Origin of the sequence: Muricoccus nepalensis, from assembly GCF_006438825.1 — a bacterium.
GTDB classification, from domain to species: Bacteria; Pseudomonadota; Alphaproteobacteria; order Acetobacterales; family Acetobacteraceae; genus Roseomonas; species Roseomonas nepalensis.
This window is the reverse complement of sequence record NZ_RCZP01000005.1, coordinates 164,543-178,005: the sequence shown is the minus strand read 5'-3', so window position 1 is coordinate 178,005 and position 13,463 is coordinate 164,543. Positions and strand designations below refer to the sequence as shown.

Sequence of the window (13,463 nt, the reverse complement as noted above, 5' to 3'; positions counted from 1 at the left end):
GGCGGGGGGAGGCGTCAGTTCACGGCGATGCCGGCGTCCCGCACCACGCCGCGCCAGCGCGCGAGGTCGGCGGCGACGAGGCTGCCGAGCTCCTCCCGGCTCCCGCCCTCGACCACGAAGCGGATGCGCTCCAGCCGCTCCACGACCTCGGGCTGGCGCAGGGTGGCCGCCGCCGCCTCGTGCAACGCGGCGGCCACCGGGTCGGGCGTGGCGGCCGGGACGAACAGGCCGGTCCAGGACAGCGAGTGCAGGCCGGGCAGGCCCTGCTCCGCCATGGTCGCCACCTCCGGCGCCCAGGCCAGGCGGCGTGGTCCGGCGACGGCGATCATCCGGAGCTGGCCCGAGGCGATCTGGGGCGCGGCGGTGCCGGAATTAACCATGGAGACCGGCACGGTGTTCCCGATCACCGCCGTGATCGCGGCGGCGCCGCCGGCGAAGGGCACGTGCACCGCCTTGCGGCCCGTGCGCAGCAGGAACAGCTCGAAGCCGAGCTGCTCCGAGGAACCGATGCCGGAGGAGGAGAAGGACACCGTCTCGCCCTGATCCGCCATCCACTGCGCCAGCCCGGCCACGTCGTGCACCGGCAGGGCGGGGTTCACCACGATCACGTTCGGCGCGCTCATCGCGAGGATGACGGGCTTGAAGTCCCTCTCGGGATCGAAGCCCGGGCGCTGCATCACCACGGGCTGGATGGTCATCGTGCCGCTGGCGTTCACCAGGATCACCTGCCCGTCCCCCGGCAGGGCGGCCACCGCGCGGGTGCCCACCACGCCGGTGGCGCCCGGCCGGTTCTCGACCACGACGTTCTGCCCCAGGGCGGCCTGCATGCCCGGCTGCAGGGCCCGGGCGCAGAGGTCGGTCGCGCCGCCCGGCGGGAAGGGCACGAGCAGGGTCACGGGCCTGGCCGGCCGCCAGGGGGACTGCGCCCCCGCGCGCCTCCCGGCCAGGCCGGGCAGCGCCGCGGCGGAGAGAAGGGCCAGGGCCTTACGACGACGCATGAGGGCCTCCTTGCGGGAACGCCGCCCGCGCGGCACGGGGAGGGGCGCCCGGCGCGGTTGACCGCCGCGCGGGGGCGAAGGAGCCTGCGGCATGACCGATGGGGACGGCGCGAGCGGAACCGGGGACGGCGGCGAGGGCGCGGCGCGGGTGCGCGAGAGCCTCCTCGCGCTGCGCGACAGCCGCGGCTACGTCCTGCCCCACCGCGGCCTCATGGCGGCCGCCCTGCCGGAGCTGCACGCCGCCTACGGCGCCATGTACCGCGCCCTGACGGTGCAGCAGGGGCACCTGCCCCCGCTCGAGCGGGAATGCGTGTGGCTCGGCATCCTCGTCGCCTGCGACGAGCCGGTCGGCACGCACCACCTGGCCCTCTTCCGGCAGCACGGGGGCGACGACCGGCAGGCGGCCGCGCTGTTCCGGCAGACGGCCTGGGCCATCGGCGCGGAGGCCCACGCCTTCCTGCCGCGGTCCTGGGAGGCCCATTTCCCCGGCCTCGACGCCGCCGCCCTGTTCCGGGAGGGCGCGGCGGCGCTGGGCGCGGACGGGGCTCTTCCGGACAGCACGGCCCGGCTGCTCCGCCTGGCCGTGCTCGCCGCGCGCGGCAACCTCTGGGCGCTGGGCGTGGAGCTGGAGGCGGCCTATGCCGCGGGGCTTGACGAGCGCCGGATGGCCGAGGCCGTGAGCCTGATCATCTGGCCGCGCGGCGTGAACCCCTTCGTGCGCGCGGCCGACACCTGGCTCGCCCTGCTGCGAAGCGGCCGCGTTCGGCCCAGCGCCGCCTTCGCCGCCTGGGCCGAGGCCGGGGAACAGGGTCCCCTCGCGCTGGAGCGCGGCGCGAGGACCGGGGCGCGGGCGCCGGGGGGATAAGGCCGGCGGCGCCATCAGGCGGGGCCCGCGCTCGCGGACAGCGCGCCCTCGAAGAAGGCGCGCCGGTCGCGCGCGCCCCGCATCATCAGGGAGAGGTCGTTCTCCGTCAGGATCATGCGCATGCCCGCGCGCAGGAAGCCGCGCCAGGGCCCCTCGTCCCGCGGGCCGCCCATGCCGGCGAAAAGCCCGTTGCGCGCGGCCGCGGCGCCGGTGCGCTCCACCGCCTCCTGCAATTCGGGCGCGTCGTAGCGCCCGGGCAGGCCAAGGTCCCAGAGAAGGTCGGAGGCGCCGATGAAGAGGCCGTCCACCCCCGGCACCGCCGCGATCGCCTCGACATTCGCGAGCGCCGTCCGGCTCTCGATCATCACGGTGACCACGACCTCCTCGTTGAAGATCGCGCAGGCCTCCGCGAGCCCCGTGCCGTAGCCGAAATGCGCGAGGGTGCCGGGCACGGAAAGCGCGCCGCGCGGGGCGAAGCGCGCGGCGCGCGCCACCGCCTCGGCCTGCGCCGCGGTGTCCACATGGGGCACGACGAGCCCGAGCGCGCCGTTGGTGAGCAGGCCCGCGATCTCGCGCGGGTCGTGGCCGGACGGCCGGGCCATTGGCAGCAGGCCGGCGCGGATGGCCGAGAGCGCGATGTCGTGCGCGAGATGGGGCGAGGCCGGGCTGTGCTCGAAGTCGATCATCACCCAGTGGAAGCCGCAGGCCGCGAGAATGGGACCTGCTTCCGCGCTGCGGGACAGGCGGAGGTTGCTGCCGAGCGCCAGTTCGCCCGCCCGCATCCGGGCGCGGAAGGCCGTCCCGGGGCGGGCGCTCACGCTCTCTCATCCAGCAGCGCGGCGCTGGCCAGGTTCTCCGGGAAGCGCCAGGGGCGGCGCGGGCGGGCCGCGAGGAGGCGCAGCGCCGCGCGGACGCAATCGAAGGCCTCCCGCACGGCCTCGCTCCCCTCGATCACGCAGCCGAAGCCCGGGCAGATACGGTCGATGGCACGGTCCGCCTGGATGCGGTCCAGGTCACGGATGATCGGCTCCGGGTCGATGCCGATCAGCCAGTCCATCTTGGCCGAGAGATAGAGCGCCGCCTCCTCCGCCCGCATCGGCGCCTCGCCCGGCGCGCGCCGGCGCGAGACGCCGGGGGACCAAGCCCCTGCCGGGCGCGCGAGGAAGGCGAAGGCGTCGGAGGTGAAGAGGCTGCGCGTCCGCCCCTCGTAGAACCAGTTCGTGGCGAGGAGGCGCAACTCCACCCGCAGCACCTCGAGCCGCATCCGCCCGACCGGGGTCACCACCCCCGGCGCGATGCGCACCGCGCGCAGCCCCGCGGTCGCTTCGATCCGGGCGGCGGCGTCAGATTCCTCCACGCCCTCGAAGAAGTCGAGCGGGTTGAGCACGCCGGCGTAGAGCACCTCCCGCACGCCGAATTCCCCGAGGATAGCCGGCAGGTTGATCATGCAGTCCTGCTCGCGCCGCGTGGTGATGAGGCGGCGCTCGGCGCTGCCCTCCAGCGTGTGGCGAATCCCCTCGGCGATCAGCGGCCAATGGATGGCGAGCCCCGTGTCGATCATGAGCCAGCTTCCGGAATCGCGCAGGATGTAGCCCTGCACCGGCAGCAGCCCGCGCCCGTCGGGCGGCAGCCAGCTGATCCGGCGCGCCGCCACGTTCAGCCAGCCGCCGACCGCCGTCAGCATGCCCGGCAGGATGTCCGCGAAGCTCTCGGTCTCGTCGCCGGGCGCCGCGCTCATGCGCGCACGGAATCCATGGCGATGCCCTGCTTGAACAGCGGCATGGTGTCCCCGGGCGTGTCCACCACGCAGCCATGCGCGCCGGCGAGCAGGCGGGGGCGGAGCCGCGCGAGCAGCTCGTCCATCTCGAGGAAGCTGGCGTGGCTGTCGGTGAAGCGCGGCCAGTGGAGGGCCTTGTCGTTGAAGTCCTGCATCATGGCGATGTCGGGCGGGGCAATCTCGCTGCTCAGGTGGTCGCACTCCCCCGGGACATGCGCGTGGAAGTAGGCGCAGGCGTCCGAGAGGAAGATGATGCGGTCCTTGGTGTCGAAGCCCCAGAGGGTGTCGGGAAGATCCCGCCAGACTGGCGGCAGGAACAGGAAGTGCCGGTCGCCCAGGTCAAGCGAATCCCCCGGCTCGGCCTGCCGGAAGCGCGGTGCGAGGGAGGGGTGGTAGAGCGGGTAATCCCGCATGTCGCCCACGGCGACAGCTTGCGGGAACGCGCGCATCCAGCGCTCGAGAAGGCCGGAATGGGGCAGCTCGCTGTGCGTGGGAAAGATGTAGTCGAGCGGGCGCCCCTGGAGGAAGTCCTCGACATCCTGCCTCACCGGATCCCAGTGGATCGGGTGCCCGGTGTCGATGAGAATGGTCTTCTCGCTGCCTTTCAGGAGGTAGAGCGAGTAGTGCGCGTGCATGTCGGGAACGCTGCTGGCCAGGCAGCGCCCTGTCCACAGGCAGTCCGGCGTGATTGCGCGCGGCAGCGTGCCGGTCTGGCCGAAGCGAGGCGTGGGCTGTGCCTCGTGGGAAGCGTGGACGTGATCGCGCAGGTTGTTCGTCATTCAACCTCGTTCCTGTAATCGATTCTGGCCGCTGGCCTTCGCCAACCATCACGTTCCATCCGGTGCAACCGGACGTTGCGCGCCCCGTCCGCCGTGCCGCGCGCTTTTGCCGGCCATGCCGAACACTAGACAGGACCCAGCGGGGCTCGCAAGTGTCCGGTTCCATGAACAGGACAGGTGGCGGACTGACGAACCCGACAGGAGAGGGACCGTCCGAGCGCATTCCCGCCTGACCTCCTGGCGTGCCGCGGCCAAGGCCGTGCGCCGCCTGCTCGACCTCCCCAATGGTCTTGGTGCGCGCGAATGGGGCGAGCTAGCGGACAGAACACGGTATCGAAGATCACAGCTGGACCAGTTGCGGAGAAGAAGTAAGCGCCTGCCCGCCGCGCGGCTGCGCATCGTTACCTTGAAGGGCTGGACAGTTGTCGGCATCCACCTGGGAAGGCAACGTCGGCTCTCCGCGCGTATGCCGGGCATTGCCAGTCTGCACCCCATACCGGGCAGCTCGCCGGGCTAACCCGCGCAACACGTCCCCTAACGAGAGCCGCACGGATCTACTTCGACGACACCGCAATACCTCTTTGCACAAGCCGCGACATCCGTAAGGCTCGCAACAGACGACCGATCGGGAGGAAGAGCATGCTCAGGATGGTTCGCCGATGCCTGCTCGGTATCCTGCTTTCGGCTGGCCCCGTCCACGGCGTGGTCGCGCAGGATGCGCCGCCCATCTTCCCCTCCCGTCCCATCTCCATGGTGGTCGGCTTTGCCCCCGGCGGCCCGGCCGACGTGATCGCCCGCCTGATCGCGCCCACCCTGGCCGCCGATCTCGGTCAACCCGTCGCGGTGGAGAATGCTTCCGGCGCCGGCGGCTCGATCGGCCAAGCCCGGGTCGCCGCCGCCCGCCCGGACGGGCACACCATCCTCTTCGGCAGCCTCGCCCAGGCGATCATCCCCACGCTCTACCGGCATCTTTCCTTCGACCCCACGGCCCTCCAGGCGATCGGCATGGTCAACGAGGTGCCGATGTCGATCATCGCGCGGCGCGACTTCCCGGCGGCAACGCTTGCGGACCTCGTGGCGGTGATCCGGCGCGACGGACGGGGCCTGAACCTGGGCAACGCCGGCGTCGGCTCGACCAGCCACCTGTGCTCCCTGCTCTTGGTCTCGGCGGTCGGGACGCCGGTGACGATCGTGCCCTATCGTGGCAACGGACCGATGATGAACGACCTGCTGGGCGGTCGGCTGGATCTGAGCTGCGACCAGACGACGAACAACTCCGAGCAGATCCGGGCGGGAGCGATCCGTGGCTACGCCATCACGGGGGTCGCGCGCACGGCCGCCTTGCCGGAGGTGCCGACGACCGCCGAAGCGGGGCTGCCGCTGGTGACGATGACCGGCTGGAACATGCTGTTCGCTCCGACCGGGACGCCGGGGCCGGTGGTCGAGCGGCTGAACCGTGCGCTGCGGGCGGTGCTGGCCGACGCAACCGTGCCGCGACGCATGCTCGAGCTCGGCAGCACGCCGGCTTCCGGAGAGCGGACCACGCCAGACGGGGCACAGGCCGCCTGGCGCACTGAGACCGCGCGCTGGAGGCCCCTGCTGGAAGCCGCGGGCCAGTACGCGGATTGAGGGCCGCTAGGTCTCCGCGCCGCCGTTCACCTGCAGCATCTGGCCGTTGACGTAGGCACCGCCGTCACCGACCAGCATGCGCACGACCGCCGCCACCTCGTTCGGCGTTCCCATGCGGCCGGCCGGAACCTTCGCGACGTAGCTTTGCCGGTGCGCGTCCGACGAGGGATCATCGCCATCCGAGGCGATCGGGCCCGGCGAAATGGCGTTGACTGTGACGCCCCGGGCGCCGAACTCCTTCGCCAGCGATTTCGTCAGCCCCCAGACGCCGTGCTTTGCCGCGGAAACCGGCGCGCGACCGGAATAGCCGTGAATGGCGTTCATGCCGGTGAAGTTCACGACGCGGCCCCAACCCTGGTGGAGCATGCCGGGCAGGACCGCCTGCGAGAGCCAGACTGCCGCTTCGAGGTCGACCGCCATGACGCGGCGCCAGTCCTCCGCCTCGATCTCCAGGAAGGGCTTCGCCGGGCGCAGCGCGGCGTTGTTCACCAGCACGTCCACCTTCCCGAACCGCGCCAGCGCCTCGGCGGCGATCCGGGCACAATCCTCCCGCTGCCCGACATCGCCCATCGCCACCACGGCTTGCACGCCGAAGGCCCGTGCCTCCGTCGCGACCGCTTCCGCCGCCAAGCGGTTCGCGGAGCCGTTGACAACAACGTCGAAGCCGTCCTCGGCTAATCCAAGGGTGATGGCGCGGCCGATGCCGCGTCCGGCGCCTGTGATCAGCGCTGTCCGCTGGGGTGTCTCACTCATGTTCGGCCTCGTCGTCCATCTGTCCGTTAGGCACGTTATGAGGTGTCATGCCGTCTTCCTACCCTCGGCCCCTCCGCCACGCATCGAAGGATTGCGCCGCGCGTATCAAGCCGTACGCACCAGCTCCATCCACCTGACCTGCAGGCCGCGCGCGATGAGGCGCGCGCCGAGGCGTTCTGGCATGGCATCGCCGCCCCGCCAGGTTCCATGAGGATCCGTTCAACCGCATCGGGCCAACGACCGGCCGCCGCCGCTCCCCTTCCATTGCTATCCCACGCACCCTGGATCTCCCAGGGTCGCATCACTCCGGCTTCACGCCCGTGGCCGCAATCACGCCGGTGTACTTCGTCAGCTCGCGGGCGATGAAGGCCCGGAACTCCTCGGGTGTGTTCGCCAACACGTCGCCGCCCTCCTGCACGATGCGGTCTCTCACCACCGGCTCGGCGATGATGCGGTTGGTCTCCTCGTTCAGGCGCCGCACCACGGGCTCTGGCGTGCCGGCTGGGGCGAACAGGCCGGTCCAGAGGCTGAAGTCGAAGTCGGGCACGCCCCCCTCCTGGACGGTCGGCGTCTCCGGCACGGCCGGGACCCGTTTTGCCGTCGAGACCGCGAGCAACCGCAGCCGGCCTTCCCGCACGTGCGGGATTGCCGCAGGCAGGCCGGAGAAGAAGAAGTCCACGTGCCCGCCCAGAAGGTCTGTCAACGCGGGAGCCGCACCGCGATAGGGCACGTGCACCATCGGCACGCCCCCGCGCAGCGCGAGCGTCTCCGCCCCGAAATGCCCGGGCGTTCCCGTGCCGGAGGAAGCAAAGCTGAGCCGCCCCGGCCGCTTCCGCGCCTCGGCGAAGAGCTCCGCGACGGATCGGATGGGCGAGGCGGCGTTCACCACCAGCCCGAGGGTGGCGTTGGCGACGAGGGCCACAGGCACGAGGTCGGTGACCGGATCGTAGGTGGGGTTCGCGAGGAAACGAGGCGCGATGGCGACCTCCGGCGTCTGGCCGAGCAGGATCGTGTATCCATCGGGCGCGGAACGAGCGACAAACTGCGCGGCGATCGTGCCCGTGGCGCCCGACCGGTTTTCCACCACCACGTTCTGGCCAAGCGGCGCCCGCAGCCGCTCGGCGACAATGCGCGCGAAGACATCGCCCGTGCCCCCGGCGGCGTAGCCGACGACGAACTGGAGGGGGCGGGAGGGATAGCTGGCGCCTTGATTTTGGGCCTGGGCGCGAGCCGACGGCAGGAGCAGCCCGATGGCGCCGAGCGCCATGCGCCGGGAGAGCAAAGCGAGACGGGTATCACTCACGGCCGCGCACTCCCGCTGAGGACCCAGCGCGCAACCTCGTCGTGGCGCGCGAACCACAAGCCTTCCTTGTCGTTCATATGGGTCAAGATGGCATGCAGTGCCGCGGCCATGGGAGGACGGCCGCCGAAATGCGCGTGGACGGTGAGGTTGAGGATCTCTGGTTGGCCGGTGCCGAGCAGGAAGTCGCAGGTGTCGCGGTAGACGTCGAGGAAGTCCCGCGGGCTGCCGCGCAGGACGCGGTTGTCCGTGAAATCGCTGTGCTGCAGCGCCACGACCGGCCCGTGCGGTGTTCCGACGACGTAGGGAAGGTCGGTATCGTTGTAGTCGCCGTGCCAGAGAAATCCGTCCTCCGCCAGGAAGCCGGCCGTGTGCTCGGTGGGCGTCATGCGCGGGCTGGCCCAGCCCACAGGCTTCTGCCCGACCGTCTCCTCGATGATGCCGGAGCAGCGGCGGATCAGCGCCTTCTCCTCCTCGGGCGAGAGATAAGGAAGGAACATATCCTGGGTGTAGGAGTGCCCCGCGATCTCGTGCCCGTTCGCGTGCATGGCGCGAACCAAGTCAGGGGCGCGCTCGATCGCACAGGCGTTCGCCGCCACCGTTGCCTTGATGCCGAAGCCGTCCAGCAGATCGGCCAGGCGGCGTAGCCCGGTCCGCGCGCCGTAGGCCGCCCAGGAGATGCCCTGCAAGTCCGTCACGCCCGCCTTCAGCGGGCTGGCCATCGGTGAGTAGGGCGGCGTCTTGCCCTCCGGCCAAGCCTCGAACATCACGGTGACCATCACGGCCAAACGAGCTCCACTGGGCCAGACGGCGATTGTATCCTGCTTATCCTGCACGCGCTTCCTCCTTCGCCAGGCGGCCAAGCGTTCGCTGACTCGCCTGGTTTTGGGCTGCAATATTGCCGCAGCCGGTAGATTGTCCAACCGATGAATTGGGACCTTCGACGAGGGATGCCGCGCCTACCGGCACGACCTCCCACCGACGAGCTCCGCCGCGCCCACCTCACCTTCAGCGAGAACCGTGCTGCAAGGGTGGAGAAGTTTGAAGCGGGGTCCACCATGAACGGCGCCGTCCGGCAGGCTCGACCAGCCCCGCGCCCGCTGCAATCCGCCAGCGTCCACCCCCGGATGCCGGCAAGTGGACAAAGCCCGCGGGTCTACGCAGGACAGCAAGGGCGCCTCAGTCGCAGCGGACGGACATGCCGCCATCGACCACGATCTCCGTGCCCGTCACGAAGCGTGCCTCGTCGGAGGCAAGGAAGAGGGCCGCGGCCGCCGTGTCGCGCCCGTCGCCGGCAAAGCCGAGCGGGATACGCTTCACGCGCGAGGCGAGCAGGGCCTGCACGTCGCCGCCGGCGCGCTGCCCGGCCAGGCGCGTCTCCACCATCGGCGTGTGCATCTGCCCGGGAACCACGGTGTTCACGCGGATGTGGCGGGCCGCGTACTCCACCGCGACGACGCGGGAGAACTGGATGATGCCCGCCTTGGAGGCCGCGTAGGCCACCTGCGCCGCGCCGGTCCAGCGGAGGCCGGAGGTGGAGGCGGTGTTGACGATGGCGCCGCCGCCCTGCCGCACCATGACGGGAAGGACGTGCTTGCAGGCCAGGAAGACGCTCTTCAGGTTGTAGTCGATCTGGGTGTCCCAGACCTCCTCGCTCATCTCCACCGGGCCGCCCTTGGCGGAGCCGCCGACGTTGTTCACCAGCACGTCGATGCGGCCGTACTCCGCGAGCGCCGCCTGCACCATGGCGGCGATGGAATCGCTGCTCATGACGTCGCACTCGCCCATCGCAAAGCGGCCGCCCTCCTCGCGGATGCGGGCGGCCGTCTCCTCCATCGCGGCAGGGTTCCGGTCCACGCCGTAGACCAGCGCCCCTTCCCGCGCGAAGAGCACGGCGGCCGCGCGGCCATTGCCCCAGCCCGGACCGGCGGACCCCGCGCCGGTGATGACGGCGACCTTGCCCTCGAGACGTCCTGCCATGTCGATTGTCCTGCTGCGTGAGGGAGGCGTCCCGCCTCAATCCATCCGGATGTCCGCGCGGCGGCCCACTTCGCCCCAGCGCGCGCTTTCCTTGACGATGAAGTCGCGGAACTCGGCCTGCGTGCCGCCCACGGGGCGGGCGCCCTGCTCGCCGTAGGACTTCACCAGTTCCGGGTCCTGCAGGGCGCGCGCGGCGGCCTCCTGCAGCAGGGCCTGCACCGGGGCGGGAACCCTGGACGAGGTGACGAGGCCGTACCAGTTGTCCGCCGTCACCGGCACGCCGGCCTCCACCATGGTCGGCGTCTGCGGCAGGAGGGGCGACCGCTCGCCGCTGGCGAGGGCGATGGGGCGCAGCGTGTTGCCCTGCACCTGGGACATCATGGCCGGCATGTCCGCGAACATCATCTGCACCTGGCCGGCGATCAGGTCCGTCACGGCCGGCGCGGCGCCGCGATAGGGCACGTGGATGATGTCGATCCCGGCCGCCGCGCGGAAGGCCTCTCCCGCCAGATGCGGCATGGAGCCGATGCCGGAGGAGCCGTAGTTCACCTTGCCCGGGTTCTTCTTCGCGTAGTCCACCAGCTCCGCCACCGTGCTCACGGGCAGCGAAGGCGGCACGGCCAGCAGTTCCGGCATCAGCGCGACCAGGGTGAGGGGCGCGACGTCCTTCGCCACGTCGAAGGGCATGGGCGCGCCGAGCACGGGGGAGATCGCGATCGCGCCTGCGCTGGTGAGGCAGAGGCTTCGGCCATCCGGCGCGGCCTTCACCACGTTGTCCGTGCCGATCACGCCGCCGGCGCCGGAGCGGTTCTCCACCACCACGTTGCGCTCGAGGATCGCGCCGAGCTTCTGGCCGAGGACGCGGGCGACGAGGTCGTTCGGCCCGCCCGGCGGGAAGGGCACGACGAGGCGGATGGGGCCGTCCGGGATGCGGGCGGATTGCGCGATCGCGGGACGGGCCAGCGGCAGCGCCGCGGCGGCGATCAGGCCGGCGAGCCGGCGGCGGGTGGTCATGTCTCTTCCTCCTGGGTGTGGCCGGGCTAGCCGCCCGGCGTGCCCTGCGTGTTGACGTAGAGCGCGTAGAGCGAGTGGCTGGCGGCCATGAACAGCCGGTTCCGGTGCCGCCCACCGAAGGCGAGGTTGGCGCAGCGCTCCGGCAGGTGGATGTGGCCGATCGGCTCGCCGTCGGGGCTGAACACGCGCACCCCGTCCTGCTCCGGGTCCATGCCCCAGCCGCACCAGAGGTTGCCGTCCACGTCCACGCGGAAGCCGTCCGGCGTGCCGGTGCCGGCATCGACCAGCACGCGGCCGTTGCGGAGCCGGTCGTCGGCCACGTCGAAGACGCGGATGGTGCGGGGGCGGGCGCGGGATTCGATGACGTAGAGCCTGGCTTCGTCCGGGGAGAAGGCGAGACCGTTGGGCCCGTTCACGTCGTCCGCCACCGCCGTGCCGCGGCCGGTGGCGCCGTCGATCCGGTAGATGCAGGACGGCCGCTCCTGTTCGGCCTTCTCACCCTGGTAATAGCCGACGATGCCGAAGGGCGGGTCGGTGAACCAGATGGAGCCGTCCGACTTCACCACCACGTCGTTTGGCGAGTTCAGCCGCTTGCCCTCGAAGGAATCGAGGAGGACCGTGACCGCGCCGTCATGCTCCGTGCGCGTCACGCGGCGCCCGCCGTGCTCGCAGGTGACCAGCCGCCCCTCGCGGTCCCGCGTGTTGCCGTTGGCGTTGTTCGAGGGGCCGCGGAAGGTCGAGACCGCCCCCGTCGCCTCGCTCCAGCAGAGGATGCGGTCGTTCGGCACGTCGCTGAACAGCAGGCTGCGCCAGGCGCCGAACCAGACCGGCCCCTCCGCCCAGCGAAGGCCGGTGTGGAGGCGCTCCACGCCCGCCAGCACCAGGTGATACCGCTCGAAGCGGTGGTCCAGGGCCCGGATGGCGGGATCGGGGTAGCGGAGGCTCGGTTCCCAGCCCGTCACGGCACGGGGTCCCCCGGCTCCGCTCCGAGTTCCGGCGCGAAGGCCTCCGGCAGGCCGATCTCGAAGACGTTCAGCGTCATGGCGACAAGGGTGTAGTAGCCGAGCAACGCCACGAGCTCGACCATGCCGCGCTCCCCCAGCACCTCGACCCCGCGGCGGTAGAGGTCGTCCCGCACGCGCCGCGTCGCCATCAGCGCGGTGGAGACGTCATAGACCGCCCTCTCCCGCGCATCCCGCAGCATCGGCACGCGGCGCTCCGCGATGGCGGCGACCACCTCCGGGTCCATCCCGGCCTTCAGCCCCTCGCGCTTGTGCACGGTCCACTCGTAATGGGCCGTCCAGTGGCGCCCGACGACGAGGATGGCCAGCTCCGACAGCCGTGGCTCCAGCGTGGTCTGGTAGCGCAGCAGCTCGCCCAGCCGCTGGCCGCGGCGGGCCAGCTCCGGGTTCTTCAGCCAGGCGATCATCGGCGCGGGGACGCGGCCGCGGATGCCGGAAACGGCCTCCTGGCGGACCTCCTGTTCCTCCGGCGTGCGCTCCGCCTCGGGCGTCAACTCGATCCGTGCCATGCTTGGGCCCTCTCCTGCCGCGATCAGCGCGCGGCGCGTTCCAGCGGCGCCGGGTCGCCGCCCAGGTCGCGCGTCATCGCGCTCGCCTCCCGCAGCACCAGCGGGGCGCAGAGCGCCTCCGTCTCCGCCGTGAAGCGGTAGAGCGGCACGGAGATGCCGATGGAGCCGGCGACGCGACCGGCCGCGTCCAGCACGGGGCAGGCGATGGCGGCGATCTGGGGCAGGCGCTCGCCCCGGGTAACCACGGGCAGGCTCTCGCCGCTCTCCAGGGCGATCAGGGAACGGCCATGGGCCCCGCGGCCCAGCGGCTGCGCCTCCCCGACATGGGCGACGTCGCGGACGAGCTGAGGGGAGTCCAGGCGGAAGACGCAGCGCCGCTGCTCGCCCTCCCGCACGAAGAAGGCGGCGCTCTCCCGGCTCTCGGCGCGCAGGCGCTCCAGCGCGGGCATCACGTGGTGCTCCAGGCGAAGGGAGCGGCGGAACACGTCGCCCAGCAGCAGCAGGGTGGGGCCGAGCAGGTAGCCGCCGCCGGGCAGGCGCTTGACGAAGCCATGCCCCTCCAGCGTGCCGAGCAGGCGCAGCGCCGTGGTCATGTTCAGCCCGGCGCGGCGGGAGAGCTCCGTCAGCCCCAGCGGCCCGTCCTCCTCCCGGAAGGCGCGCAGCAGCACCAGGGCGCGGTCCACGGCGCGCACGCTGTCGCTCGGAAGGGGGCCGACGGGCGCGGCGGGCGGGACGGCGCGCAGGACGGCGCCGGGCTGGTCATCCCGAGGTCGTTGCACAAGGGGCTTGGAAGCGCGTCCGGGCTGCTTTGCCATGCCACGAGGCTAGCCGTGACTT

14 protein-coding genes are annotated in these 13,463 nt (G+C 71.7%); 2 read left to right on the top strand and 12 right to left on the bottom strand.

Going from position 1 to position 13,463, the window contains the following annotated elements:
* Positions 1 to 14: 14 nt before the first annotated feature.
* Positions 15 to 998 carry a Bug family tripartite tricarboxylate transporter substrate binding protein gene (locus tag EAH89_RS08390; RefSeq protein WP_161993510.1) on the bottom strand — a complete coding sequence of 328 codons (984 nt, stop codon included), beginning with the start codon at positions 996 to 998 and terminating at the stop codon, positions 15 to 17.
* Between the two features lie 91 nt (positions 999 to 1,089).
* Here EAH89_RS08390 and EAH89_RS08385 point away from each other — a divergent pair, with 91 nt between their 5' ends.
* Positions 1,090 to 1,863 carry a carboxymuconolactone decarboxylase family protein gene (locus EAH89_RS08385; RefSeq protein ID WP_140882349.1) on the top strand — a complete coding sequence of 258 codons (774 nt, stop codon included), beginning with the start codon at positions 1,090 to 1,092 and terminating at the stop codon, positions 1,861 to 1,863.
* Positions 1,864 to 1,877: 14 nt separating this feature from the next.
* On the opposite strand, the gene EAH89_RS08380 is transcribed toward EAH89_RS08385, so the two are convergent.
* From EAH89_RS08380 to EAH89_RS08370, 3 genes are read right to left on the bottom strand one after another with little or no spacing between them, the layout of a single operon-like run.
* Entirely contained in the window at positions 1,878 to 2,681 is an 804-nt protein-coding gene (locus tag EAH89_RS08380; protein ID WP_140882348.1) for an HpcH/HpaI aldolase family protein, read from the bottom strand.
* On the bottom strand, positions 2,678 to 3,601 hold the full coding sequence (locus EAH89_RS08375; protein WP_140882347.1) for a hypothetical protein: 924 nt from the start codon (positions 3,599 to 3,601) through the stop codon (positions 2,678 to 2,680). The genes EAH89_RS08380 and EAH89_RS08375 overlap by 4 nt, the downstream gene beginning before the upstream one ends.
* Positions 3,598 to 4,419 carry an MBL fold metallo-hydrolase gene (locus tag EAH89_RS08370; protein ID WP_140882346.1) on the bottom strand — a complete coding sequence of 274 codons (822 nt, stop codon included), beginning with the start codon at positions 4,417 to 4,419 and terminating at the stop codon, positions 3,598 to 3,600. The genes EAH89_RS08375 and EAH89_RS08370 overlap by 4 nt, the downstream gene beginning before the upstream one ends.
* Positions 4,420 to 5,067: 648 nt before the next feature.
* Here EAH89_RS08370 and EAH89_RS08365 point away from each other — a divergent pair.
* A complete protein-coding gene (locus EAH89_RS08365; RefSeq protein ID WP_140882345.1) occupies positions 5,068 to 6,048 on the top strand; it encodes a tripartite tricarboxylate transporter substrate-binding protein in 981 nt (326 codons plus the stop codon).
* 6 nt (positions 6,049 to 6,054) lie between these two features.
* Here the strand turns inward: EAH89_RS08365 and EAH89_RS08360 are convergent, their stop codons facing one another.
* The 8 genes from EAH89_RS08360 to EAH89_RS08325 form a co-directional block, all read right to left on the bottom strand.
* Complete coding sequence (locus tag EAH89_RS08360) at positions 6,055 to 6,801, bottom strand: SDR family NAD(P)-dependent oxidoreductase (protein ID WP_140882344.1); 747 nt, start codon at positions 6,799 to 6,801, stop codon at positions 6,055 to 6,057.
* A gap of 301 nt (positions 6,802 to 7,102) precedes the next feature.
* Positions 7,103 to 8,104 carry a Bug family tripartite tricarboxylate transporter substrate binding protein gene (locus EAH89_RS08355; protein WP_140882343.1) on the bottom strand — a complete coding sequence of 334 codons (1,002 nt, stop codon included), beginning with the start codon at positions 8,102 to 8,104 and terminating at the stop codon, positions 7,103 to 7,105.
* Positions 8,101 to 8,937, bottom strand: coding sequence for a polysaccharide deacetylase family protein (locus tag EAH89_RS08350; protein ID WP_140882342.1), 837 nt, complete (start codon positions 8,935 to 8,937; stop codon positions 8,101 to 8,103). Before EAH89_RS08350 ends, EAH89_RS08355 begins: the two co-directional genes overlap by 4 nt.
* Positions 8,938 to 9,280: 343 nt before the next feature.
* Positions 9,281 to 10,081, bottom strand: a complete 801-nt coding sequence (locus EAH89_RS08345; RefSeq protein ID WP_140882341.1) for an SDR family NAD(P)-dependent oxidoreductase — start codon at positions 10,079 to 10,081, stop codon at positions 9,281 to 9,283.
* A gap of 36 nt (positions 10,082 to 10,117) precedes the next feature.
* Positions 10,118 to 11,095 carry a Bug family tripartite tricarboxylate transporter substrate binding protein gene (locus EAH89_RS08340; protein WP_140882340.1) on the bottom strand — a complete coding sequence of 326 codons (978 nt, stop codon included), beginning with the start codon at positions 11,093 to 11,095 and terminating at the stop codon, positions 10,118 to 10,120.
* Between the two features lie 26 nt (positions 11,096 to 11,121).
* Entirely contained in the window at positions 11,122 to 12,057 is a 936-nt protein-coding gene (locus EAH89_RS08335) for an SMP-30/gluconolactonase/LRE family protein (RefSeq protein ID WP_140882339.1), read from the bottom strand.
* A complete protein-coding gene (locus tag EAH89_RS08330) occupies positions 12,054 to 12,626 on the bottom strand; it encodes a carboxymuconolactone decarboxylase family protein (RefSeq protein WP_140882338.1) in 573 nt (190 codons plus the stop codon). Before EAH89_RS08330 ends, EAH89_RS08335 begins: the two co-directional genes overlap by 4 nt.
* A 23-nt stretch (positions 12,627 to 12,649) precedes the next feature.
* Complete coding sequence (locus EAH89_RS08325; protein ID WP_161993509.1) at positions 12,650 to 13,405, bottom strand: IclR family transcriptional regulator; 756 nt, start codon at positions 13,403 to 13,405, stop codon at positions 12,650 to 12,652.
* Between the last annotated feature and the right edge of the window lie 58 nt (positions 13,406 to 13,463).

What these genes read in the sequence shown, in the direction of transcription:
- EAH89_RS08390 (WP_161993510.1), bottom strand. Translation starts at nt 998, where the DNA reads ATGCGTCGTCGTAAGGCCCTGGCCCTTCTCTCCGCCGCGGCGCTGCCC.
- EAH89_RS08385 (WP_140882349.1), top strand. Translation starts at nt 1,090, where the DNA reads ATGACCGATGGGGACGGCGCGAGCGGAACCGGGGACGGCGGCGAGGGC.
- EAH89_RS08375 (WP_140882347.1), bottom strand. Translation starts at nt 3,601, where the DNA reads ATGAGCGCGGCGCCCGGCGACGAGACCGAGAGCTTCGCGGACATCCTG.
- EAH89_RS08370 (WP_140882346.1), bottom strand. Translation starts at nt 4,419, where the DNA reads ATGACGAACAACCTGCGCGATCACGTCCACGCTTCCCACGAGGCACAG.
- EAH89_RS08365 (WP_140882345.1), top strand. Translation starts at nt 5,068, where the DNA reads ATGGTTCGCCGATGCCTGCTCGGTATCCTGCTTTCGGCTGGCCCCGTC.
- EAH89_RS08360 (WP_140882344.1), bottom strand. Translation starts at nt 6,801, where the DNA reads ATGAGTGAGACACCCCAGCGGACAGCGCTGATCACAGGCGCCGGACGC.
- EAH89_RS08345 (WP_140882341.1), bottom strand. Translation starts at nt 10,081, where the DNA reads ATGGCAGGACGTCTCGAGGGCAAGGTCGCCGTCATCACCGGCGCGGGG.
- EAH89_RS08340 (WP_140882340.1), bottom strand. Translation starts at nt 11,095, where the DNA reads ATGACCACCCGCCGCCGGCTCGCCGGCCTGATCGCCGCCGCGGCGCTG.
- EAH89_RS08330 (WP_140882338.1), bottom strand. Translation starts at nt 12,626, where the DNA reads ATGGCACGGATCGAGTTGACGCCCGAGGCGGAGCGCACGCCGGAGGAA.